General features: G+C 33.8%; 20 protein-coding genes and 1 tRNA gene. 11 read left to right on the forward strand and 10 right to left on the reverse strand.

The genetic code is table 11. From position 1 onward, the window contains the following. Positions 1-309 precede the first annotated feature (309 nt). From lon to C3L50_RS14770, 4 genes are all read left to right on the forward strand, one after another. Positions 310-2760 (forward strand): endopeptidase La, encoded by a 2451-nt coding sequence (gene lon, locus C3L50_RS14755; RefSeq protein ID WP_103806957.1) that lies wholly within the window; start codon positions 310-312, stop codon positions 2758-2760. 162 nt (positions 2761-2922) lie between these two features. Beyond that, entirely contained in the window at positions 2923-3942 is a 1020-nt protein-coding gene (gene porQ / locus C3L50_RS14760; protein WP_103806958.1) for a type IX secretion system protein PorQ, read from the forward strand. Between the two features lie 6 nt (positions 3943-3948). Further along, positions 3949-4629 (forward strand): (d)CMP kinase, encoded by a 681-nt coding sequence (gene cmk / locus C3L50_RS14765; protein ID WP_103806959.1) that lies wholly within the window; start codon positions 3949-3951, stop codon positions 4627-4629. 334 nt (positions 4630-4963) lie between these two features. Then, a complete protein-coding gene (locus C3L50_RS14770) occupies positions 4964-5470 on the forward strand; it encodes a CAP domain-containing protein (protein WP_103806960.1) in 507 nt (168 codons plus the stop codon). A gap of 415 nt (positions 5471-5885) precedes the next feature. Here the strand turns inward: C3L50_RS14770 and C3L50_RS14775 are convergent, their stop codons facing one another. From C3L50_RS14775 to C3L50_RS14795, 5 genes are all read right to left on the reverse strand, one after another. Next, positions 5886-6692: an ABC transporter ATP-binding protein gene (locus C3L50_RS14775; RefSeq protein WP_103806961.1), complete on the reverse strand. Its 807-nt coding sequence runs from the start codon at positions 6690-6692 to the stop codon at positions 5886-5888. Positions 6693-6817: 125 nt separating this feature from the next. Further along, positions 6818-7705, reverse strand: a complete 888-nt coding sequence (gene ntrB, locus C3L50_RS14780; protein WP_103806962.1) for a nitrate ABC transporter permease — start codon at positions 7703-7705, stop codon at positions 6818-6820. A 95-nt stretch (positions 7706-7800) separates the two neighbouring features. Further along, a complete protein-coding gene (locus C3L50_RS14785; protein ID WP_103806963.1) occupies positions 7801-9027 on the reverse strand; it encodes a CmpA/NrtA family ABC transporter substrate-binding protein in 1227 nt (408 codons plus the stop codon). Between the two features lie 28 nt (positions 9028-9055). Then, on the reverse strand, positions 9056-10489 hold the full coding sequence (locus C3L50_RS14790) for an alginate export family protein (RefSeq protein WP_103806964.1): 1434 nt from the start codon (positions 10487-10489) through the stop codon (positions 9056-9058). Positions 10490-10754: 265 nt separating this feature from the next. Continuing rightward, positions 10755-11453: a Crp/Fnr family transcriptional regulator gene (locus tag C3L50_RS14795; RefSeq protein WP_103806965.1), complete on the reverse strand. Its 699-nt coding sequence runs from the start codon at positions 11451-11453 to the stop codon at positions 10755-10757. A 161-nt stretch (positions 11454-11614) separates the two neighbouring features. On the opposite strand from C3L50_RS14795, the gene C3L50_RS14800 reads away from it, so the two are divergent. The 5 genes from C3L50_RS14800 (at position 11615) to C3L50_RS14820 (ending at position 18595) form a co-directional block, all read left to right on the forward strand. After that, positions 11615-15127, forward strand: a complete 3513-nt coding sequence (locus C3L50_RS14800) for a nitrate reductase (RefSeq protein ID WP_103806966.1) — start codon at positions 11615-11617, stop codon at positions 15125-15127. A 74-nt stretch (positions 15128-15201) separates the two neighbouring features. Next, a complete protein-coding gene (locus C3L50_RS14805) occupies positions 15202-16629 on the forward strand; it encodes a rubredoxin (protein ID WP_103806967.1) in 1428 nt (475 codons plus the stop codon). Between the two features lie 54 nt (positions 16630-16683). Continuing rightward, entirely contained in the window at positions 16684-17232 is a 549-nt protein-coding gene (locus C3L50_RS14810) for an acyl-CoA thioesterase (protein ID WP_103806968.1), read from the forward strand. Between the two features lie 349 nt (positions 17233-17581). Beyond that, complete coding sequence (locus C3L50_RS14815; protein WP_103806969.1) at positions 17582-17959, forward strand: DoxX family protein; 378 nt, start codon at positions 17582-17584, stop codon at positions 17957-17959. A gap of 189 nt (positions 17960-18148) precedes the next feature. Continuing rightward, a complete protein-coding gene (locus C3L50_RS14820; protein ID WP_103806970.1) occupies positions 18149-18595 on the forward strand; it encodes a cupin domain-containing protein in 447 nt (148 codons plus the stop codon). A gap of 73 nt (positions 18596-18668) precedes the next feature. Here C3L50_RS14820 and C3L50_RS14825 read toward each other — a convergent pair. The 5 genes from C3L50_RS14825 to C3L50_RS14845 form a co-directional block, all read right to left on the reverse strand. Beyond that, a tRNA-Arg gene (locus tag C3L50_RS14825) sits at positions 18669-18742 on the reverse strand. 105 nt (positions 18743-18847) lie between these two features. Beyond that, on the reverse strand, positions 18848-18991 hold the full coding sequence (locus tag C3L50_RS14830) for an SsrA-binding protein (protein ID WP_103806971.1): 144 nt from the start codon (positions 18989-18991) through the stop codon (positions 18848-18850). A gap of 73 nt (positions 18992-19064) precedes the next feature. Next, entirely contained in the window at positions 19065-20777 is a 1713-nt protein-coding gene (locus C3L50_RS14835) for a M56 family metallopeptidase (protein ID WP_103806972.1), read from the reverse strand. 4 nt (positions 20778-20781) lie between these two features. Next, a complete protein-coding gene (locus C3L50_RS14840; RefSeq protein WP_103806973.1) occupies positions 20782-21138 on the reverse strand; it encodes a BlaI/MecI/CopY family transcriptional regulator in 357 nt (118 codons plus the stop codon). Positions 21139-21283: 145 nt separating this feature from the next. Beyond that, entirely contained in the window at positions 21284-22513 is a 1230-nt protein-coding gene (locus C3L50_RS14845) for an MDR family MFS transporter (RefSeq protein ID WP_103806974.1), read from the reverse strand. 310 nt (positions 22514-22823) lie between these two features. Between C3L50_RS14845 and C3L50_RS14850 the strand changes: the two genes are divergently transcribed. Continuing rightward, entirely contained in the window at positions 22824-23426 is a 603-nt protein-coding gene (locus C3L50_RS14850; protein WP_103806975.1) for a DUF1684 domain-containing protein, read from the forward strand. Further along, positions 23426-24082 carry a TatD family hydrolase gene (locus tag C3L50_RS14855; RefSeq protein WP_103806976.1) on the forward strand — a complete coding sequence of 219 codons (657 nt, stop codon included), beginning with the start codon at positions 23426-23428 and terminating at the stop codon, positions 24080-24082. The genes C3L50_RS14850 and C3L50_RS14855 overlap by 1 nt, the downstream gene beginning before the upstream one ends. Positions 24083-24108 lie beyond the last annotated feature (26 nt).

The following is a 24108-nucleotide window of genomic DNA, read 5'->3' on the forward strand; positions in this document are numbered from 1 at the left end:
TTGAACAATTTGTAATTTAAAAGACATTGTGTAGTCCTTTTGGGTGCGCTTTACATAGCGGCTTTCTTGGGCGTTTTCCATAACGATGAATTTTGTGTATCGTTATTTCAGGACAAGACAGTATCTAAAGTTTGAATATCCGTTCCACAGTGGGCGGATTTTTTTTATGGCACAAAGATTGAATTATATGGTCATATAAATTAGATTATATTTGTTGTTGATTGATTTTCAGCACCGTATATTAAAATAATATTAACTTTGTTTTTAAATGATTTCCTTATTTAATGACAAAAAGACTTAAAAACTATTATGTCAAATCATAAAATACGCACACTTGACAATCTGTCACTTCAAGAATTTGATGCCGAAACTGAATTAATTCCCTTATTGACTCCCGAAGACGAGGAGGAAATGAACAACGAAGATTTACCCGAAAGTTTATCTATTTTGCCTTTGCGAAATATGGTTTTATTTCCTGGAGTTGTCATTCCAATTACGGCAGGTCGTGATAAATCGATAAAATTAATCAATGATGCTTATGCAGCAGGAAAAATCATTGGTGTTGTTGCCCAAAAAAATGAAGATGTCGAAGATCCTACTAAAAATGATATTCATAATATAGGAACTGTTGCTCGAATTTTGAGAGTTCTAAAAATGCCTGATGGCAATGTAACTGTTATTCTTCAAGGAAAAAAACGTTTTCAAATAGAATCGGTTGTTTCTGAAACTCCTTATTTTACAGCAAATATTAAGGATGTTTCTGAAAAAAGACCTACTAAAAAAGACACTGAATTTTTAGCCATTCTAGATTCGGTTAGAGAATTGGCAATTCAAATTATCAAAGAAAATCCGAACATTCCAAGCGAAGCTACATTTGCTATTAAAAACATTGAAAGCCAATCGTTTTTAATCAATTTTGTGACTTCAAATATGAGTTTGTCAGTTGCAGAAAAACAAGAGTTGTTGTCTATTAGTTCCTTAAAAGAAAGAGCTTTAGAAACGCTTCGATATATGAACTTAGAATTGCAAAAACTCGAATTAAAAAACGATATTCAATCTAAAGTTCGTTTTGATTTAGACCAACAACAACGCGAATATTTCCTTCATCAGCAAATGAAAACCATTCAGGAAGAATTGGGTGGCGTTTCGCAAGAAGAGGAAATGGACGAAATGAGTGCCAAAGCCAAAACCAAAAAATGGGACGAAAAAACTCAAAAACATTTCGAAAAAGAATTGTCAAAAATACGTCGAATGAATCCGCAAGCACCTGATTTTGGTATTCAAAGAAATTATTTAGAATTGTTTTTAGACCTGCCTTGGGGCGAATATTCAAAAGATAATTTCGATTTGAAACGTGCCCAAAAAATTCTTGACCGAGATCATTTTGGATTGGAAGATGTCAAGAAACGAATGATTGAACATTTGGCCGTTTTGAAATTGCGAAACGATATGAAATCACCCATTATTTGTTTGACAGGCCCTCCGGGTGTTGGTAAAACCTCTATCGGACGCTCGGTTGCCGAAGCTTTGGGAAGAGAATATGTTCGAATTTCATTGGGAGGTTTGCGTGACGAAGCTGAAATTCGTGGTCATCGTAAAACCTACATTGGCGCGATGCCAGGAAGAATTATTCAAAGTTTGAAAAAAGCAGGAACCTCTAATCCGGTTTTTGTTTTAGACGAAATAGATAAATTATCCAATAGCCATAACGGCGATCCATCTTCGGCTTTGTTAGAAGTTTTAGATCCAGAACAAAACAATGCTTTCTATGATAATTTCCTTGAAATGGGTTATGATTTATCCAAAGTGATGTTCATTGCTACGTCTAACAATATGGCTGAGATTCAACCCGCTTTGAGAGATCGTATGGAAATTATAAAAATGTCGGGTTACACTATTGAAGAAAAAGTAGAAATTGCTCGTCAGCATTTGTTTCCAAGACAATTGAAAGAACACGGATTAACGACCAAAGATTTAGCAATTGGCACAAAACAATTAGAGAAAATTGTCGAAGGCTATACTCGTGAATCGGGTGTTCGTGGTTTGGAAGCAAAAATTGCTCAGGTGATCCGTAATGCGGCAAAATCTATTGCAATGGAGGAAGATTACAACAAGAAAGTAACTAACGAAGATATTGTTGAAGTTCTTGGAATTCCTAGATTAGAGCGCGATAAATATGAAAGTAATGATGTAGCAGGAGTTGTAACAGGACTGGCTTGGACTAGTGTTGGAGGCGATATTCTTTTTATAGAATCTTTGATTTCGCAAGGAAAAGGAGCGATGACCATTACCGGAAATTTGGGTAATGTGATGAAAGAATCGGCAACAATTGCCTTAGAATACATCAAAGCCAATGCAGAATTACTTGGATTAAGTCCTGAGGTGTTGACCAAATTTAATATTCATTTACACGTTCCCGAAGGAGCTACTCCAAAAGACGGGCCAAGTGCAGGTATAGCTATGTTGACTTCATTAGTTTCGGTCTTGACTCAAAAGAAAGTGAAGAAAGGATTGGCGATGACTGGTGAAATTACTTTGCGTGGAAAAGTTTTGCCTGTGGGCGGAATAAAAGAAAAGATTTTGGCTGCCAAAAGAGCCAACATCAAAGAAATTATCTTGTGTCACGAAAACAAAAGCGATATCGACGAAATCAAACCTAAATACATTGAAGGTTTGACTTTTCATTATGTGAAAGAAATGAGCGAAGTATTGAAAATTGCTATTACTGATCAAAAAGTAAAAAACGCAAAAACAGTATAATTGCTTTTTTTTGATACCAATAGAATTCCATCTCGAAGCTTCGGGATGGAATTTTTTTTCAAATAGAAATTGCTTGTAAACTTCGATTAAAAAAAAGGAATTTATTCTATTATAATTTTATCTTCGCATTTGCGTTTTACAATACCAATAGCGATTTCAAATATGCCAAAAAAACTTTTAATTCTCTTTTTATTTTTTATTTGTACTGTTTCAAACGGTCAAATAGGAGGGAAATATACCTATCAGTTTTTGAACTTGGTTACTTCGCCAAGACAAGCCGCAATGGGAGGTAAAACGATTACCATTTATGACGAAGACGTTAATCAGGCACAATATAATCCGGCTACAATAAATCCTGATATGGACAATCATCTGGCACTGAATTATGGTAGTTATTTTGGCGAAGTTACCTACGGTACTGCTTCTTATGCTTATACTTACGACCGCCATTTGCAAACTTTTCAGGTGGGAATCAACTATGTAAATTACGGTAAATTTGATGGATATGACGAAAATGGTCAGGAGACTTCACAATTTACGGGTAGTGAGGTGGCATTGTCTTTTGGATATGCTTATAATGTACCTAATAGTAATATTTTTTTAGGAGTCAATGGAAAACTGATTTCTTCGACTTTAGAAAGTTACAATTCTATTGGTGGAGCTGTCGATTTGGGAGCGGTTTTAATTGATGAAGCCAACGATGTAAACTGGGCGTTGGTGATTCGAAATATTGGAACACAATTTACAACTTATAATGGCATTAACGAAAAATTGCCTTTGGATATAATGATTGGAGTTTCGCAAGAATTAGAGAATGTACCTATAAGATGGCATTTGACTTTGGATAATTTGCAGCAATGGAATATTTCTTTTACGAATCCTAATCAGGCACAAACTTCACTCGATGGAAGTACAACTCAGAAGAAAACGTCTTTTATAGGAAACGCATTAAGACATACCACTTTTGGTGCAGAACTTTTTCCAAAAAGAGGATTTAATTTAAGATTGGGCTACAATTTTAGACGAGCAGAAGAACTGAAGGTACAAGATATTAGAAATTTCTCTGGAATATCTGTTGGTTTTGGATTAAAAATTAACAAAATAAAATTCAATTATTCGTATTCTCGATATACCTTAGCAGGAAATACGAGTTTGTTTGGGTTGACTATAAATTTACAATAATACATTTTGAATAAAAAAATTACCATAGCAATAGATGGATTTTCATCAACCGGAAAAAGTACTTTGGCAAAAGAATTGGCAAATTATTTAGGATATGTTTATGTCGATACAGGTGCTATGTATCGTGCTGTTGCTTTATTCGCGATGCAAAACGGCTATATTTCACCTAATTTTTTTGATTCGGATGCGCTGATTAAAAGATTGCCAGAAATTAAATTAGTTTTCAAATTTAATGCTGATTTGGGCTTTGCCGAAATGTATTTGAATGGAATTAATGTCGAAAAAGAAATTCGTACTATTGAAGTTTCAAATTATGTTAGTAAAGTTGCCGAAATTTCGGAAGTTCGTTCAAAACTAGTTGAACAACAGCAAGAAATGGGTAGAAATAAAGGCATCGTGATGGATGGAAGAGACATAGGAACGGTAGTTTTTCCAGATGCTGAACTAAAAATATTTATGACTGCCAGTCCAAGAACACGTGCCGAAAGAAGATTCAAAGAATTGATGAAGAAAGGTGATGATGTAACCTTTGAGGAAGTTTTAAAAAACGTTGAGGAAAGAGATTATATAGATACCCATCGTGACGATTCTCCATTGGTTAAGGCAGATGATGCCATTGAATTTGACAATTCTACGATTTCGAAACAAGAACAATTTGAAAAAGTTTTGAAATTTATTGATTTATAAGACTATACTATCATTTTTTTATGATTTAAGCCTCGCTATTTGCGGGGCTTTTTTATAGTTTGTTTTGTGATTTTATAAACTATATATTTTATACAAAATATTGACAAAAATAAAGTCATTCAAATGATTTAGTTCATCTATTAGAAAATCTTCGTAATATTCGATTATTTTGTAAGATAAAATACTTTAAATACGTAAATGTTGTGTATTTCATCGATTATATTTGTTTTTAAACGATATTGAGTATAAATTTACTCAAGAATTAAAAGGAAGAATATAATATCTTAAAGAAGTTTGCCCCACAATCTACTTTAAATTTAATCTACTCATTATTATGAAAACAAAATTACTTCGTTTAGCATTGCTAGTAGCAATACTATTCACAATGAATTCTTGTTCATCAGATAGTTCTGAGACAAATAGTACTGAAACTCAGACTTCAACTCAAAAAGCAATGAATTATACCTATAATTCTACCGAGTTAGAAACAATGGCTTTGATTAATGAATATCGAGTTAGTATTGGTTTAAATGAATTAAAGCAAATTGAACATATTTCTTATAAATCAGAAGAACACGATAATTATATGATAACTAATAATGTAGTGAATCACGATGATTTTACTTCTCGTTCAGAAGATATTATGAAAACATTAAAAGCAAAAACAGTAGCAGAAAACATTGCGTTTAATTATAATTCTCCAAAAGCAGCAGTTGATGCTTGGTTAAAAAGCCCTAGTCATAAAGTAAACATTGAAGGTAATTTTACTCATTTTGGGCTTGCTATTAGAGTTAATGCTGATGGTAAAAAATACTACACTAATATTTTTGCTAAAATATAAATTCTCGATACCAATATAATTGAAACTGTCATGAGAATGGCAGTTTTTTTTTTGTTTAATAAATACTAAGATTAGTAATCTATTGAACGATTTTATCTGTTTTTGGGTATATTCATTATTCTATTTATGGGTTTCAAAATAGTTAAAACTATGCACTTTAGTATATTTCGCTTTCAGTTTATAAAAAAATTCAACCGCAGATTCGTAAATTTTAAAAATAGTTATAATTGGAATAATTTGCGAATCTGCGGTAAAAATTCATAATCCAACCGTGCAGACATTTAGTCTGCCAACCAAGCCTATCTAATTCTAAAGTTTTACCGATTTGATTTCATGAACACCCATTCGAATTATAAAAAAAAACCTGTGATGCAAAAACATCACAGGAATTTTCAACCAACTAATTCACTTAAAACTAACTTTTGTACACCATTCCCATATCTTCAATAGAGAATTTATCGGTCAATAGGTGTAGTAATCGATCTCTTAATTCGATATATTCGGGTAATTTTACAATTTCTATTTTGTTTCTAGGTCTTGGCAAATGCACGACTTCAATTTCTCTAATTGTCGAAGCTGGCCCATCGTTTAAAACCACAATTCTGTCCGACAAGAATAATGCTTCTTCGATATCGTGAGTAATCATAATAATGGTTTTGTCACGATTATTAAGATTCCATAATTTTAATACTTCTAATTGCATCGAACTTTTGGTGAAGGCATCCAATGCGCCAAAAGGTTCGTCTAATAATAATACTCCAGGATTGATAGCAAAGGCTCTTGCGATAGCAACACGTTGTTTCATTCCGCCAGATAATTGACCTGGTAATTTATCTCTGTGGGACAATAAATTCACCATTTTTAGATAATGATCAACAATTTCATGTTTTTCCTTATTAGAACAATCCATTACCGAATCTACGGCTTGAAAAATATTTTCGTGTACTGTTAACCAAGGTAAAAGAGAGTAGTTTTGAAACACAATTCCTCTATCAGGGCCTGGACCTTTTATAGTTTTTCCGTCTAACTGAACAGTTCCTCCTGTTGGTGTTAGCATTCCAGCAATGGCATTCATAATGGTTGATTTACCACATCCAGAGTGACCAATTATAGAGATTATTTCTCCTTTTTTTATAGATAAATTAATATCTTTTACGGCAATATATTTTCCTTTTGGAGTTGGAAAAGAGATTTCCAAGTCTTTGATTTCTAAATAGCTCATTTTGATTTGTTTTTAGTGGGTTTGATATGATTTGGTTTAATATTTAAAGTTGTTTAAAATTGTTTAAGTTCTTTTCGGGTTTAAACAACCATAAACTCTTAAACTCTTAAACTTTTAAACTTTTTTTACGCTTTATAAGCTACTTTGTTTTCGATGTAAGTGAATATTCGGTCAAAAAGCAAACCTACAATTCCAATGATAAGGATGGCTGAGATCACTTTTTCTAGACTAAGTGCATTCCAACTGTCCCAAACGAAGAACCCAATTCCAGCTCCTCCTGACAACATTTCGCCGGCAACTATAACCAACCAAGCCACACTAATACTTAGACGTAAACCTGTAATAATGTGAGGTAAACTATAAGGAATTAATATTTTAGTTAAATATCTCATTTTAGAAAAACCAAAAGCTTTGGCCACATTTTTATGGTCTTGAGGAATCGATGCTACACCAAAAGAAGTATTAATAAGAGTGGACCATAATGAAGTAATAAAAACTATAAAGATAGTTGCCATTCCAGTATCTTTGAAAACTACTAAACCAATTGGAAACCAAGCCAAAGGAGAAACGGGTTTAAGTAACTGCACAATTGGATAAAAAATTTGTTTGCAAATAGTGCTGGCACCCATCAAAATTCCGATTGGAATGGCAATTAATGAACCTAAAGTAAATCCTAAAAGAACGGTTTTTATAGAGTTAAAAAGTTGTAAACCAATTCCTTTGTCGTTTGGACCATAATCATAAAATGGATCGCTCAACATTTCTTTCAAAACGGTTAGTGTGGCAATTGGTCCTGGTAAAGCATCTTTGGTATAAATACTCAATAAGCTCCAAAAACCTCCAAAAAGGAATAAACCTACGCCAGCAAAAAGGACTGATTTTGATTTTACAATTAGGGTATTTAAAGCAAGTTTGATTTTTGAATTTTCGTCTAGAAAACTTTTTTGAACAGCCTCAGAAGTATTGATTTCTGTAGTGATGTTGTCTAAGGTTAAAATGTTTTTATCTGACATGGTACTCTAGTTTTAGTTTTAATATGAAAAATGATTCTGGTTGATGACATTCTTTTTCCCTCTCAAAAGGAGGGAATAGAATGTAGTTTTATTTTTTATTTTCTTACAACTTTAAGATAAGCTGCTGGATTTGACGGGTCGAAAACGGTTTTGTCCATAGTAAGAGAGAACGGTTTCATATCGTCAGTAGGAATTTTTACGTTCATACTTTTGGCTACTTCTTCATACAAATCTTGTAGAATTAATTTATCGGCAATTGCATTATAATTTGGAGCTTCTTTCAAATATCCGAATCTAACGAATTGTGCCATAGCCCAAATTGCGTGAGATTTACGTGGGTAATTTACTGTTCCACCTTTGTAAAACAACATATAATCTTTGTCATACACTTCTGTTCCTTGGTTGCAACCTAAATCATAATTCCCCATCAATCTGTTTTCGATTACTTCTGCTGGAGCATTTACATATGGAGCTTTACCAATGATTGCTGCTGCTTTTTTACGATTGGCAGGAACATCTAACCATTTGCAGGCTTCCATAACGGCTTTCATTACTTTTACCAAATCAGCTTTGCGTTTTGCGCTAAAATCTTTGTTGACTACCAATGCTTTTTCTGGGTGATCTTTCCAAATATCTTGTGAAGCAACTTGAGTAAATCCAATACCTTGTTTTACTGCAACACCTCCCCAAGGCTCTCCAACACAATAGCCATCCATATTACCTACTTTCATGTTGGCCACCATTTGTGGAGGAGGAATAGTGATGATTTTTACGGCTCTTTGATTCAAACCAGCAATTGACATCCAGTTACGCAACCATAAATCGTGAGTTCCACCAGGGAAAGTCATTGCAAAGGTTACTTCTTTTTCGGCTTTCAATTTGGCAGCCACAACAGGAGTAACTTTGTTCATTTGTTTGAATCCTACTTTTCCACAAAAATCATTCGAAAGGGTGATGGCTTGTCCGTTTACGTTCAACATCATTGCAATTTTCATTTCAGATCCTGCTTTTCCGCCCACACCAGTATATACTGAAAACGGCATAGAATACAAACAATGTGCTCCGTCTAATTCGCCTGTAAGTACTTTGTCGCGAATGTTGGCCCAAGATGATTCTTTGGTTACAATCACTTCAACACCATATTTTTTGAATAATCCCAATTCTTTTGCCATAACAATTGGCGAACAATCGGTTAGTGGAATAAATCCTAATCTTACGGGATCAGATTGTGCATTTATTGTTGTAAAGGCTGTACTTATTGCTACTAACAAAATCAAAACTGATTTTGTTAGCGTAGCTATTGTTGTGTTTATTGTTTTCATCTTTAAAAATTTAAAAGTTATTGTATAATTATTTTTTAGCTAAAAAATCAGGTTTAATGTTTAAAGAAACATAAGCCCATTGAGGAGAAAGATCAGCATTGGATACATTTTTAACCTGAGCCGATGCCATTGTATTAGTAGCTTGCATATAAGAATATCCAGCTTCAATATTAATTAGTTTTGTAAAGTTGTAAGACATTTTCAAATCCAATTCAGTTCCTAAATAAGGTGTTCTTGTTCCTCCAGCGCCATCAGAAACTTTGTTTGCTGATTCAAAACCATGAAGTTCTGCGAAGAATACTAATTTGTCTTTGGCATTGTATTTTGCTTTCAAGAAATAGTTTGTTAAACCTTGGCTTCCAAAACCATTTGCTGCATAGAAATAATCCATACCTCCCCAAAATTTGTGTGGTGTTCCGTAAAGAGGATCAAAAAGGTTGCTTCTTGAATCAGCAGTAACTGCTTTTGTTCCGTCAGTTCCAGATAGGTAATCTATTCCAGGACTTAAAAATAATTTACGACCCGCTTGTACCGTTGCAGTTATAGAAGCTAGATTTGCGCTCAAGATACGCCCGTCTTTATTTCGACCTCCTTGGTAATAGTAGCTTCCGGTAAGGTTAATTTTTCTGGTTAGGTTGGCATTGTAATAAAGACCAGTTGTAGTTCGGCTCCAAACCCCTTGAATTGGAGTTTTAACAGCTGCAACAGTTACATATTTGTTAAAATCATCTTTGAAAAATAAAAACGAAAGGTCTCCAAAGAAGAATTTTTTACCTACATAAGCATATTGGAAGGATTTGTACATCGTTCCAATTCCATTGGTTCCAGCTCCGTAAGCAGTTGGGATTCCGTTGTAAACAGTACCTACTGATTTTTCTGAATTTTGGTTGAAAGCAGCTCCTATATCGGCAATCCATCCTTTGTTGGCAAATTTCAATACAATTGCATCGTGTCTTCTGGCTTGTTGTAACCAATCTAGCCCGCCAATTACTTTTTGATCGTCATAAGCAATTTCTTGACGTCCAATTTTCAACGACAGATTTTTAATTTTGCTAACAGTGTCATTTAAGAAAATTTCACCCCAAGCCTCATGCAACATTAATCCATCATTAGCGTCTGTTGTAGTTCTGTTGATAGAGGATTGATCTTGACCCCAAACGCGAACATCCTGCAAAGCCATAAATATCTTGAAACGATAACCTCCATATCCTGCGTTCAATCTTGTTCTTTGTGAAGTGAATACCGCAGCATCGTCATCCTTTTTTTGTAAAGTCCCTTGACCGTCTCTTACTTCAGTTCTGGGTCTTACTTGTCCAGTTAAAGTAAATTGAGCTTTTGCTTCATTATGACTCAAAGCAGTAAAAGCAAGTCCTAATAATAGCGATTTTGATAGCGTTGCTCTTGTAAAAGTTTCTTTTTTGAAACCTTGAATACTTAGTAATTTGTTCTTAATTGTTTGCATAACGGTTTGTTTTAATTAGTATGTTGCAAATATACGTAAGTATTAATACTTAGTTTTATGAAATAATACATACTAAAACCGCTTTTTACTACATGATTATTGTTGGTTTAAACAGGTGTTTTTATGTTTTTTCGCAGGAAATGGCAATGAAGTCAATAATAGATGGGCTTTATAAGCTAGGTAAATTACGTATTGTATTGGAAATAGGCTATACAGAGAACTTAGTTTTTAAGTATTAGTCAAAAAAAAGCATCGATAACGATGCTTATTTGTGCTCTATGATTTCGGATCTCATTTTTTCTACATTTATTAGTCCTATTTTTTTGCCTACCGTTTTAAGGAGCGATTCTTTTTTTAAACTCGAAATGACTCGAATTACTTGTTCTTCGGTTGTGCCAGCAAAATCGGCAATGTCACGCCGGGATAATTCTACTTCAATCACTCCTTTTGATTGGCCAAATTTTCGATGTATATATAATAAGGTATCAATTACTCTTTCTCGAACATTCATTTGGGCAATTTTTCGGATATTGTTTTCGCTTTTGTTCAATTCTTCAGCATAAAACAACATCAAATCAAAGGTGAATTCAGGCACATTTTTCAGGATATCCAGCATATCTTCATTGCTGAAATTGCACAAAATAGTATCCTCAAGTGCTGATGCTCCAATGAGGCAACGTTTGCTGGTAGCAAAGCCTCTAAACCCAACAACGTCTCCATTTGTAGTTAGTCTTACTATTTGCTCTCTGCCATAAATGCCAGTTTTTACGGTTTTTACTTTTCCTTTATAGACAAAATATAAGCCCTGTGTTGGCGCTCCTTCAATGATAAATTGTTGCGATTTTTTACAGACAAAACTGTTCTTTTTTTCGATATATTGTTGCATTTTTTCTAAATGAAGATGTTTTTTGATAAAACAATTTTCATTAGAACAGCTCTCACAAATTGCAGTTGCTTTCTTCATATTATATAAGAGTTTATGGGTACAAATTTTGTGCCTCGCTATTTATTTTGTCAAACTTATAAAATATTTTTCAATTTATACGTATTTATACGTAAAAATACTTATTTTTACATTTTTAAAAGTGATGTACTAAGTTTTTTAATATATAAAGAATTTCGAAAATGCAAAATTCAGAAATTAAAACTACGTGTTCGTATTGTGGTGTTGGATGTGGAATTATTGTAACCAACGATTCGAAAAATGGGGTAGAGGTAAAAGGAGATGTAAATCATCCAGTGAATCGAGGAATGCTTTGTTCCAAAGGAATGAATCTACACTATGTGGTTAACGACACCTCAGATCGAATTTTATATCCCGAAATGCGCTGGAGCAAATCGCATCCTAAAGAAAGAGTGAGTTGGGATGATGCTTTAGAACGTGCTGCTGCTGTTTTTTCTTCGATTATTAAAAAACATGGTCCTGATAGTGTGGGGTTTTATGTTTCGGGTCAATGTCTAACCGAAGAATATTATTTGATTAATAAATTGGTAAAAGGATTTTTAAAAACCAATAATGTCGATACCAATTCTCGATTGTGTATGAGTTCGGCGGTAGTGGGTTACAAAAAGACTTTTGGCGAAGATATAGTTCCTATTGCTTATGATGATATTGAACTAGCAGATACGTTTTTGATTACTGGAGCCAATCCTGCTTGGTGTCACCCGATTCTTTTTAGAAGATTAGAGCAACACAAAGAAAAAAATCCGAAGACAAAAATCATTGTTATTGATCCTAGAAGAACAGATTCTGCTGCACTGGCCGATTTGCATTTGCAAATTATTCCTGGGACTGACATTATTCTGTATCACGCCATTGGAAAAAGATTAATCGAAAAAGGATATATCGACAACGATTTTATTAAAAATCACACCGAAAATTTTAATTTATATAAGGACTTGGTTCTTTCAAGTTCGTTCGAAAAAGCATCTAAACTTTGTGGAGTTTCTGTAAACGACATCAAACTAGCTGCCGATATGATAGGAAAAGCCAAAGGATTTATTTCGCTTTGGGCAATGGGACTCAATCAAAGTGCGATTGGAGTAGATAAAAACACGGCTTTGTTAAACCTTTCTTTGGTAACTGGACAAGTAGGTAAACCGGGTTCAGGCCCTTTTTCATTAACAGGTCAGCCCAATGCCATGGGAGGAAGGGAAGTTGGAGGAATGGCCAATTTATTAGCGGTTCACAAAGAATTAAACAATCCGATGCATCGAAAAGAAGTAGCCGATTTTTGGGGAGTTAATGAAATTTCAGAAAAACCAGGTTTGACCGCAACCGAAATGTTTGATGCTTTAGAGTCTGGAAAAATGAAGGCTATTTGGATTATTTGTACCAATCCTTTAGTGAGTTTACCCGATTCTCGAAGAGTGGAAAAAGCATTGCAAAACGCTAAATTTGTGGTTGTTCAGGACATTTCACACAATGCCGATACCTCAAAATTTGCCGATTTATTGTTGCCAGCAGCAGGTTGGTTAGAAAAAGAAGGAACAATGACCAATTCAGAAAGACGTATTTCCTATCTTCCAAAAGGGGTAAATGCTCCAGGAGAAGCACTTTCGGATGTGGAAATTTTGATTCGTTTTGCCCAGAAAATGAATTTCAACGGGTTCAATTTCAATACCACCGAGGAAGTTTACAAGGAATATTGTATGATGACCAAGGATACCAAAATGGATATTTCCTTTTTGAATTATAACAGACTCAAAAACGAAGGTACTTTCCAATGGCCCGTTCCTGATTATGGACATCCAGGAACACCACGATTATTTACCGATAAAAAATTCTATACGCCTTCGCAAAAAGCTATTTTTAATATCCCAACGGCTATCGAAAATACATCGGAACAGCCTAATTCACAATATCCATTCATTCTGACCACAGGTAGAATTCGTGATCAATGGCATACGATGACCAAAACGGGAAAAGTGTCGCGATTGATGACGCATATTCCAAGTCCGATGCTAGAAATAAATCCGATTGACGCTTTTAAATCGGGAATAAATGCAGGTGATATTGTTGTCGTTACTAGTAAAAACGGAACTGTACGTGTCAAAGCAAAAATCACCGATAGTATTCGTGAAGGAGTAGTTTTCTTGCCCATGCATTGGGGGAAACAATTGGAAAACGATTTGAATCGAACCAATAATTTGACCAATACGCTTGTTGATCCAACATCGAAAGAACCTGATTTTAAATTCACGACTGTTTCTATAGAAAAATATGTAAAAGCTTTCGAGAAAATTGCTGTAGTTGGAGCAGGAGCAGCTGCATTTAGATTCATACAAAACTACCGCGAAATCAATACTACCGATGAAATAATTGTATTTTCGAACGAAGAAAACCCGTTTTACAATCGAGTTTTGCTTCCAGAATATATGACGGGTGAATTTACTTGGGAACAACTTCAAAAAATCAAAGAAGAAGCCTTGAGTAAGTTGAATATCACGATGAAATCGAATGTCTCTATCGATAATATAAATACTCAAGAAAAAACTATTTTGGATAGCCAAGGCAATCTTTATACTTTTGATTCCTTGATTTTGGCAACAGGAAGTCGTCCGTTTGTGCCTGAAAATGCGCAATTGCATTTGCCAGGACGTTTTACGATGCGTAGAAAAAGTGATGCCGATAGATTGAAAAACTATTTAGAAAGTACCAATCTACCAGCCGAAGAGCAACACGTTGTTATAATTGGTGGCGGTTTATTAGGTTTGGAATTGGCTGCAGCCTTAAAACATAAAAAAGTAAAAATCACCATTATTCAAAGAGCATCCAGATTGATGGAACGTCAATTAGATCGAATTTCTTCTAAATTATTGGCCGAAGAAGTGCAACTTCGTGACATTCAAATTTATTTTGACAACGAAGTAAGTACCGTTTTCGAAACTGATAATCCGAATGAATTGGAAATTGCCTTGAAAAGTGGTCGAATTATTACTGCCAATGCTATTGTTTACACCATTGGAACGATTCCAAATATCGAAATTGCTAAAGAGTCAGGGCTTGCCTGCGGACGTGGTGTGAAGGTAAATCAGTATTTGCAATCTTCGAATCCTAGTATTTTTGCCATTGGCGAAATTGCTGAATTTAACAATCAATTGTTTGGAATTACCTCTGCAGCCGAAGAGCAAGCCGATATTTTGGCTAATTTTATGGCAGGTGATATTAGCAGTTTTTACAAAGGATCTGTTTTGATGAATATACTAAAACTAGAAGATATCAATTTGTGTAGTATTGGTCAGGTAGAAGTTCCCGAAAATGATGATTCCTATGAGGAAATTGTTTTTGCTGATTTAAGACAACGCTATTATAAAAAATGTATCGTCAAAAACGATTTGTTGGTGGGCGCTATTTTGATGGGTGATAAAAATGAGTTTGCCGAATTTAAAACCTTGATCGAAAGCAAAATAGAGCTAGCCGATAAACGCAATATGTTGCTTAGAGGAAGTTCTAGTGCCAAACCAGTTTTAGGGAAATTGGTTTGTTCATGCAGCCAAGTAGGAAGCGGAAATATAGAAGAAGCCATAAAAGGTGGTGTGACCAATTTTACCGAATTGTGCAAAACTACTGGTGCTGGACTAGGTTGTGGTAGTTGTAAAACCGAAGTAAAAGATATTTTAGCAAAATGCAAATAAGTTTATAGTTTGTTGTTTATAGTTTGTTGTTGGACAACTATAAACCATAAACCATAAACCATAAACTAATAATTATGAAAAACACACGATTAATAGTAAAAGGAGGCGTGATTTCACCAGGTGAATTACGAGAAATTGTCAATATGAGTTTGGAACAAGGATTGAAAGCGATTTCTTTTGGTTCAAGACAAGATATTATTTTTCCAGAAGATTTTTTGCCCATCGGAAAAGACAAAACCGATAAATATTTTTTTGTTTATCCTGATGAAAACAGTGGAAATAATATTGTTTCTTCCTATGTTTCGACCGATATTTTTACCAATACGCCTTGGCTTACTGGAAATAAATTTCTTTATATTTTAGAACAATTCAAGGAACAGCCTCAGTTAAAAGTGAATATAACCGACCCAAAACAGCAGCTCGTGCCATTGTTTACGGGGCATATCAATTTTGTTGCTTCGCATCACGAGGATTATTGGTATTTGTATATTCGCTTGCCTAATTGGGACAAAATGGAAGTGTATCCCGTACTTATTTACAGTTGGAATATTGCCGAAGTCTATTATGCTATCGAAAAAATTCAAATAGAAGAACCTGATACAGTGGATATGATTTTTCAATTGGTGAATGATAGTTTGGATACTAATAACAGAACGATTGACAAACCTTTGCAACTTCCGTTTTATCCTTTTCCGTATTATGAAGGAATGAATAAATTGGGGATTGATCAGTATTGGTTGGGATTGTATTGGCGAAATAATTTATATGATTTAGACTTTTTGAAAGAAATGTGCGATTTATGTTTTGATTGTAAAATCGGAAAAATATGTATCACACCTTGGAAATCATTTATCGTGAAAGGTATTCCAAAAGAGAGAAAATTGGATTGGGAAAAATTCTTGGGTAAAAAAGGAATTAATGTTCGTCATTCTTTATTAGAACTTAATTGGCATTTACCAGTTGCCACTGAATGGGCTTTAAATCTGAAAACATTTTTGGTTCGAACCCTAGACCAATTCGATGTAAGTACCTATGGATTGACCTTTGGAATATCAGAATACAACCGCGAAGGACATTATTTCACTTCGATTGTTGTCGAAAAAAACCAAATGCCTAAAGCATTGGAAACAATGAAAATTAGAGCAACCTATAATGTTTTGTATGCCAAAAACTTTGATCCTAATACCAAGGAGTATATTGTTCTGGCTCAGGATGTTGATAAGCAAGAATTACCGACAATTTTAATTGAATTGAGCAAGAAATATTTTGAAGAATTAGGAAATACCGTTCTAGAAATTAACCAACCAATTGTCAAAAAAGAGTTGCAAGAAAGGGATATTCATCAATGTTCAGAATGTCTAACACTCTACAATTCAGAATATGGCGATGTGGCTCAAGGAATTCAAAAAGGGGTTTTGTTCAAAGATTTACCAGAGGATTATTGTTGTTCGTTATGCGAATCGCCTAAAAATAATTTTATTAACTTTCTAGAAAAAGTATAATTTTATACCTTATTAAAAATAATTTTGCCTTAATACTTTTACAATCAAAATACTATGAATACTAAGTTCAAAACCGTAAGTTCTTCAAATATCAGCATTTCTCAGTTGATGCTGCCTTCTCACACTAATTTTAGTGGCAAAATTCACGGAGGTTTCATTTTGTCCTTGCTGGATCAAATTGCCTTTGCTTGTGCTTCAAAATTTTCGGGAAATTATTGTGTTACAGCTTCGGTTGATACTGTTAATTTTTTGAAACCAATAGAAGTAGGAGAGTTGGTTACTATGAAAGCTAAAGTGAATTATGTTGGAAAAAGCTCTATGATTGTAGGTATTCGAGTCGAAGCCGAAAATATTCAGACTGGAGAGAAAAATCATTGCAATTCTTCCTATTTTACAATGGTTGCAAAAGATGAAAATGGGAACAAAGCATTGGTTCCAGGTTTGATTCTCTCGAATGTAGAAGAGGTGAGGCGTTTTCAAAATTGTTTGAAACAAATTGCATTAAAAAAACAAAGCGACGCTCAAAAAAACAGCATTGATTTTGGTTCCATCGAAAGTATAATGAGTTCAAATTTATATAATGTAAAGCTAGATTTAAAATAAGATAATTAGTTTGTAATGAGTTAAACAGATAATGTTTAAAAATAAATCCCGATAAGGGATTTTTTGTTTTTAATTTTAATTATTTTGCTATCCGTTTTCTGTCCTGACTTAAAAAAAGGGACACAGATTATAAAGATTTGAGCAGATTACCACAGATTTAAATTGATAAGATTCGTTTTTATCCGTATAATCTGCGTGCCATTTTATTGTTTAGTCCGTATAAAAACTCTAATTTGGCTCTTTTGCGATTCCTGTAAAACAAAAGTGATAAGGACAGCACACGAGTTAAAACTGTAATTAGACGATTTATTAGTAACTTTAAAAATAATTAACCCTTAAAAATTTAACTATGAAAAACAAAATCACATTCGTTTTAAGTCTTTTATTTGGATTGATGTTCATTAATGCTGGGCTCAATAAGTTTCTGAATTATATGCCAATGCCAGACAATTTGCCTGAGAAAATGCAAAAAGCAATGGCTGCCTTTATGGAAATTGGTTGGATCATGCCGCTTGTGGGAATAGTCGAAATTTTGGGAGGTTTGCTCATCATTATACCAAAAACAAGAGCATTGGGAGCTTTGATGATTTTCCCAATTATGGTTGGGATTGTGTTGGTGAATATTGTTCAGGACACTAGCGGTTTACCTATTGCCGCAGTTTTTAGCGCTATTTTGCTTTGGATAATGTATGAAAGCAAAGAAAAATACGCACCCTTGTTTAAATAAAAAACAATTTAAAATACCAAAATATCCCTAAACACTTTTAGAATGTTTAGGGATATTTTTTGTTTCAAGAGAGACGATTTTTAATGAGAACTAGATAATTTATTTGTAAATTGATGTATTTGGCTTGCTAATTCTCGTAGAATTAATTTTTCCGATTTTATTTTTTTTGTAATATTACAAGAAAAAAAAATGAAACCAACAACACTTATTAAAGTCTTGATTCTGATTTTAACAGCCCAAAAATCGATAGCTCAGGATTTGAAAACGGCTACAGCTTTAACAGGTAGTAAATACACAATCGAAAATTGTGTTAATCAATTCGAATTAGAGAAAGCCACAAAGACTAAAGTAGGCTATCAATATTGGTTTGCCGATAAAAATTTCACTCTCGAAAATACTCTTAAAATGAGTATTGTTGAGCCGGGTAAATCAACACATGCACCACACCATCATATCGAGGAAGAATTTTTTTATATCCTTGAAGGTTCGGCTTCCTTCTTTTTAGATGGAAAAACGGTTGTCGTGGGGCCTAATACAAGTTTATATTGCCCTTCAAATGTAGAACACGGAATAAGTAATGCGGGTCAAACCGAATTAAAATATTTGGTTATTAAAAAAGATAGGAAAGAGAAGTAGTAAAAAAGACTTGGTTTTATAAAATAAAAAAACCTTAAACTCCTGATATTCAGTGTGTTTAAGGAATTTTTTGTGACCTCGACTGGATTCAAACCAGTAACCTTCTGAGCCGTAATCAGATGCGCTATTCAGTTGCGCCACGAGGCCTTATTGCGGGTGCAAATATAGGTAATTTTTGCAATGGTGCAAACCTAAATGCGAAATTATGTTGATTTTTTTTCAAATCTGAAATATAAAGTCTGCAATCTAAAATCAACAATCTAATGCTCTTGTAGTTACGTAATAGCGATAAGCCAAGATTGCCAATTGCCATTTTTTGGCTTTGGCAATATCTAGTCCGTTTTTTGTAAAACTGGGCAGAATTAGCTTGTTTATTTTGGCTAGAATTTTGAACATAAGTTGATTTTTTCTCAAAGATATAAAAAAGACGGTCTTGATTAGTGACCGTCTTTTTGTGATTTACTGGATGCTATTTTCTTTTTTTTGCCTCTTCATCTTTCTTGGCTTTTTCAGCATCCCATTTTGCCTGCTCAGCATCAATTTTTGCTTGTTGTGTGTCTTTCTTGGCTTGTTCTGAAGCTATTTTTGCTTGCTCTGCGGCTTTCTTTGCTTGGTCGATATCGTTAATTTCTGTTTTTCGGCTAATAATTGTGATGTTTCCGGGAGTAATTCCATTTTTTGTAACATTAATACTTTCAATTGAGGAAGTATCTAATTTGTCCATTTCTTCTTTTGAAATCTTTTTCCCATTAACGAAGATTTCAGTATCATCAGGAATATTGGAACCTTTTTTGGTTCTAATTTTTATGGTTGATTTACCAGATTCTTTATTGACAGCCATAGTTTCAATGGTATTGGGATCTAATTTGTCAAATTCCTCCTGACTCACTTTGGCTCCATCAATGTAAATGTCTTTGTCCGTAATTTTAATTGATTTTACATCATTTGAAGTTACTGACATAACAGATGCTATTGGAGATTTTGAAACGGTTACATTACCATTGTTTTTTAAATCTTTCAATTCTTCAAATCCCATATCATCTCCTTTGATATAAAAATAAAAACTTTTGATTGGTTTAGTTCCTTCTATTTCGGTAGCTCCAGAACGTCCGTCTTTAGTTGTAAATTCAGCCTTGATTGCGATTATTTCGCCATTAGAATTTCTCTTTATTTTCGAAAATATTAGTTTTACATCATAATTTGATTTTAAAATATTTGAATATTCTTTTATTTCTTTATCTGAGGTAGTCTCGTTGATTACCATAAAAAAAGGTATTTCTGTACTTGTAATTTCTTGTTTTGTAGATTCCTTTTCCTGTGCTACTACTTTCACCTGAAAGAAGAATAAAAATGCGCCTAATAACGGAAGTACAACGGCATACTTCCAAGAATTCCTTTTGTTTGATTGATTTTTGTTTAACATAACGATTCGTTTTTTGATTAATGATTGATAAAAATGATTGGTAATGGCAACACAATTTTCCTGTGTTGTTATTTTTAAAAGCGTCAATTGGTACGCTTTTTTGTCGGAGATGTTTTTAGAAGCTTCACTGTCGGCGATGAATTCCAGGTTTTGAACAATGGCTTTTTTGTACAACCACATTAGTGGATTGAACCAAAAAACAATGCAAAACAGTCTTGAAATCAATACATCAGCGGTGTGATTTTGGGTGCTGTGCACTTTTTCGTGTTCCAAAATGTTTCCCAATTCCGTTGCGCTGTACAGTGATGAGTTGTACACGATGGAATTGAAATAGGAAAAAGGAGCAATGTTTTCATTTACATCAATGAATTTGAAATCTGCTTGTTGCTGAATGGTTTTTCCTTTGAGAACTTTGGATAAACTGTAAAAATCAAGCGCAAATTTTGCTAAGAAACCTAGAATTCCAATCGAATAAACTAAAGCCAAAACTAAATACCAATTGATTTCGAAACCTTCATTTTCGACAGTTGGGGTCGTCATCGGAATATTCGACCAATCGAAAGTAGTTGGATTTGATTCTACCCAAACTATTTTCGTGAAAACAAGCAATGGCAATAAGATCGAGGTGATTAATCCCGCCAATAAAAACCAACGATTGCTGTTGAAAAAAGTTTCTTTTCGCAACAAAAGAATGTAAGCCAAATAAAATATTCCAATAAGACCAGAGGCTTTAACCAAGAAAATGAATAGAGTTTCCATAGTATTACTTTTTTTCGATCATGGCTAAAATCTCTCGTAATTCTTCGGCTGATATTTTTTCTTCCTTGGCAAAAAACGACACCATATTTTTGTAGGAACTATTAAAATATGTATCGATTGCCGTGTTCATAAAACGCTTTCGGTAATCTTCCATTTTCACAATTGGGAAGTATTGATGTGTGTTGCCAAAAGCATTGTGAGAAACAAAACCTTTTTCTTCCAGGTTCCGGATAATGGTTGAAAGGGTGTTGTAATGGGGTTGTTCTTCGGTAATTTCGGCAAGAACTTCTTTTACAAAAGCTTTTTCGAGCTTCCATAAAATTTGCATAATTTCTTCTTCTTTGTTGGTAAGTTTTTGCATAGTTGTATAATTTGTGTCATCCTGAGCGTAACGAAGGACAAACGTACAACTATATTTTTAGTTAATAAACTATTTTTATAGTTATTTAACTAAATTTTAAGTTTAAATACAATAAAGTCTAATAAATTATCTGAAAAACAAGTGTTTATATTTTGTTTGCTAGTCGTTCGGTCTGTAACATTCGATGCAGCCAAACGCAACAGAGTAAAGCAAGTATAGCTAAACTTCCCATTACAATCCAATTGGTTTGATAGCCATAGTTGTCAATTATATCCAATCCTGTTTTGGAACAGACAATATGTGCTAGACTAAAACTCATTGTAAATAAGCCCATATATTGTCCTTCTTGTCCTTTTGGAGCTCGGTTTAGAGCCACAGCATTCGAAAAAGGAAAAGCAAATATTTCTCCAAGTGAGAGCAAAATGATACTGATTATCAAAATAAAAATCCAAGAATCTAATAATAAAACAAAATATCCTAAGGCAACACATAATGCACCTAAGGCAATGATTTTGATTTTGTTGGTTTGTTTTCTTTCAAATTGGCTCACAATGGGCATTTCTAAGAAGAAAACCAAAAGTCCGTTCAAGGAAAGTAGCATTCCGGTTTGAACTTCGGTTAACCCAAATTTTTCGTGATGATACAGCGGAAGGGTAGTAAATATTTGAAAAAACACCATTACTATAATAAAAATGGTCAATAAGAGCAACCAAAAAGGTTTGTCATTATAAATCGATTTACGATTGGGAATAGTTGGAATTTCTCCTTCGGCTGGTGGAATTCTTTTTTTCTCTTTGACTTTTAGTGCAAAGATTAAGATGGCAAGAATACATGTACTGCCATCTACCCAAAACAAACCTTGATAGCCCATTCCTAAGATAATTAATCCGCCTAAAGTAGGACCTGCAGCAAAACCAAGATTTACAGACAATCGTACTAATGATAAGGCACGAACTCTATTTTCGGGTTTGGCATAAACAAATAAGGAGACAAACATTGCAGGACGAAACATATCTGCAATGGCCATAATGGTAAACATTCCGATACATAACCCCCAAAAACTAGTGATGTATTGTAGAATAAAAAAAGCAATACCACTGGTAAAAAGGCTAAAAATCATTATTTTATAAAACCCAATTTTATCAGTCAATTTGCCACCCAACCAAGAGCCCAACATAGAACCCAAGCCAAAAGCCACCATAATCCATCCGACTTGACCGTAAGTAAAATGCAAATTTTCTTTTAAATATTTAGACAAAAAAGGCAAAACCATAGTACCCGCTCTATTGATAAAAGTAATGAGCGCCAAAATCCAAACTTCACGTCTGAAACCTTTAAAATTGTTGATATAATTGCGGAGACCTGTTCTGAGCATAGGGAAATTTCTTGTTGGCAAAGCTACGAAGATTTTTAGGAGGTTTTTAAAGACATTTGCTTTTAAAAGATTCCGACACAGATTACACAGATTTTATACCAAACGAATTTATGTTTTAGTTCAAAGTGTTCTGTTATAATGCCGAAATACTATGAAAATAGTCCTCCCGAAACTTTGGGATTATTAGACTATATTGAATACATAATCGGTATAATCTGGGCTAGGATTCCTGGAATAGAAAACATTCTCTACAAAATATAAACTTTGTGCCTTTCTAACTTTTAAACTATTTTTGTCCAAAATAATAAACATGAAAACAGTTTTCACTTTAGTTTTTATAGCTCTATTCAATTTAGGCTTTGGCCAAGAAAAGTTCGATACTGCTGTTGTCGAAAAATTTCAAAAAGATTTAAATACCGAATATGCCGATGCTAAAACAAGTCCATTAACAGCCGAGGATTTGAAAGTTTTCAAGACTTTGGATTTTTATCCCATCAGCGAAAAATATTTTGTAACGGCAAAATTCATCCGTACCGAAAACGAAAAACCTTTCGAGATGAAAACCTCTACTAGTAGAAGGCCTTTGTATGTAAAATATGGAGAAGCTCATTTTACAATAGATGGAAAACCATTCCAATTGAATATTTACCAAAACATTGAATTATCCCAAAATTCAGCATATAAAGATTATTTATTCTTGCCCTTTTTTGATTTGACTTGCGGAAAAGAAAGCTACATTGGCGGAAAATATATTGATTTGAAAATACCTCAAGGAGACACAATCGCTATTGATTTCAACATGTCTTATAATCCGTATTGCGCTTACAATCATAAATATTCTTGCCCAAAAGTGCCATTAGAAAATAATTTAAATATTGAAATAAAAGCGGGAGTTAAAAAATTTCACGATTAATGAAATACTTTAATTTACATACGCATCAATGTACCTATCAGCTTGATGTTTTGGAATTGGTCAATCAATATCCACAGGAATTTGATGTAGCAATTCCGTTCTATTCCATTGGGATTCATCCTTTATTTATTAACGAAAACCGTTTGGAATCTGATTTTAAAGTGGTGGACGAAAAATTGGCTTTGCCCGAATGTTTGGCTCTAGGCGAATGTGGTTTAGACAAACGCAGCGAAACCCCTTTTGAAGTGCAACAATTGGTTTTTGAAAAACAATTAGCATTGGCCGAAAAACACCAAAAACCTGTTGTAATTCATTGCGTTGCCGCTTTTCAGGAACTCATCGAAATCAAAAAAAGATTGAAAATTAGCGTTCCAATGATTGTTCACGGATTTTCGAAAAAAGTGGAACTCGCCAAACAATTAATCGACAATGGATTTTATGTTTCGTTTGGGAAAAATTTATTGCGTTACCCGGAATTAGAATCGGTTTTTAAAAGCATTCCAAATGACAGATTCTTGCTAGAAACCGATATGATCGAGGAAGGAATTCAAGAGGTTTATGCTTTGGCAGCGAAATATAAAAATTTGAAATTAAACGAATTACAGGAAATTGTAAATGGGAATTATAAAGCAGTTTTTGAATTCAACAAACAATAAACCAAAAACAACAAACGATAAAGATA

Origin of the sequence: Flavobacterium alvei, assembly GCF_002920895.1 — a bacterium.
GTDB lineage: Bacteria > Bacteroidota > Bacteroidia > Flavobacteriales > Flavobacteriaceae > Flavobacterium > Flavobacterium alvei.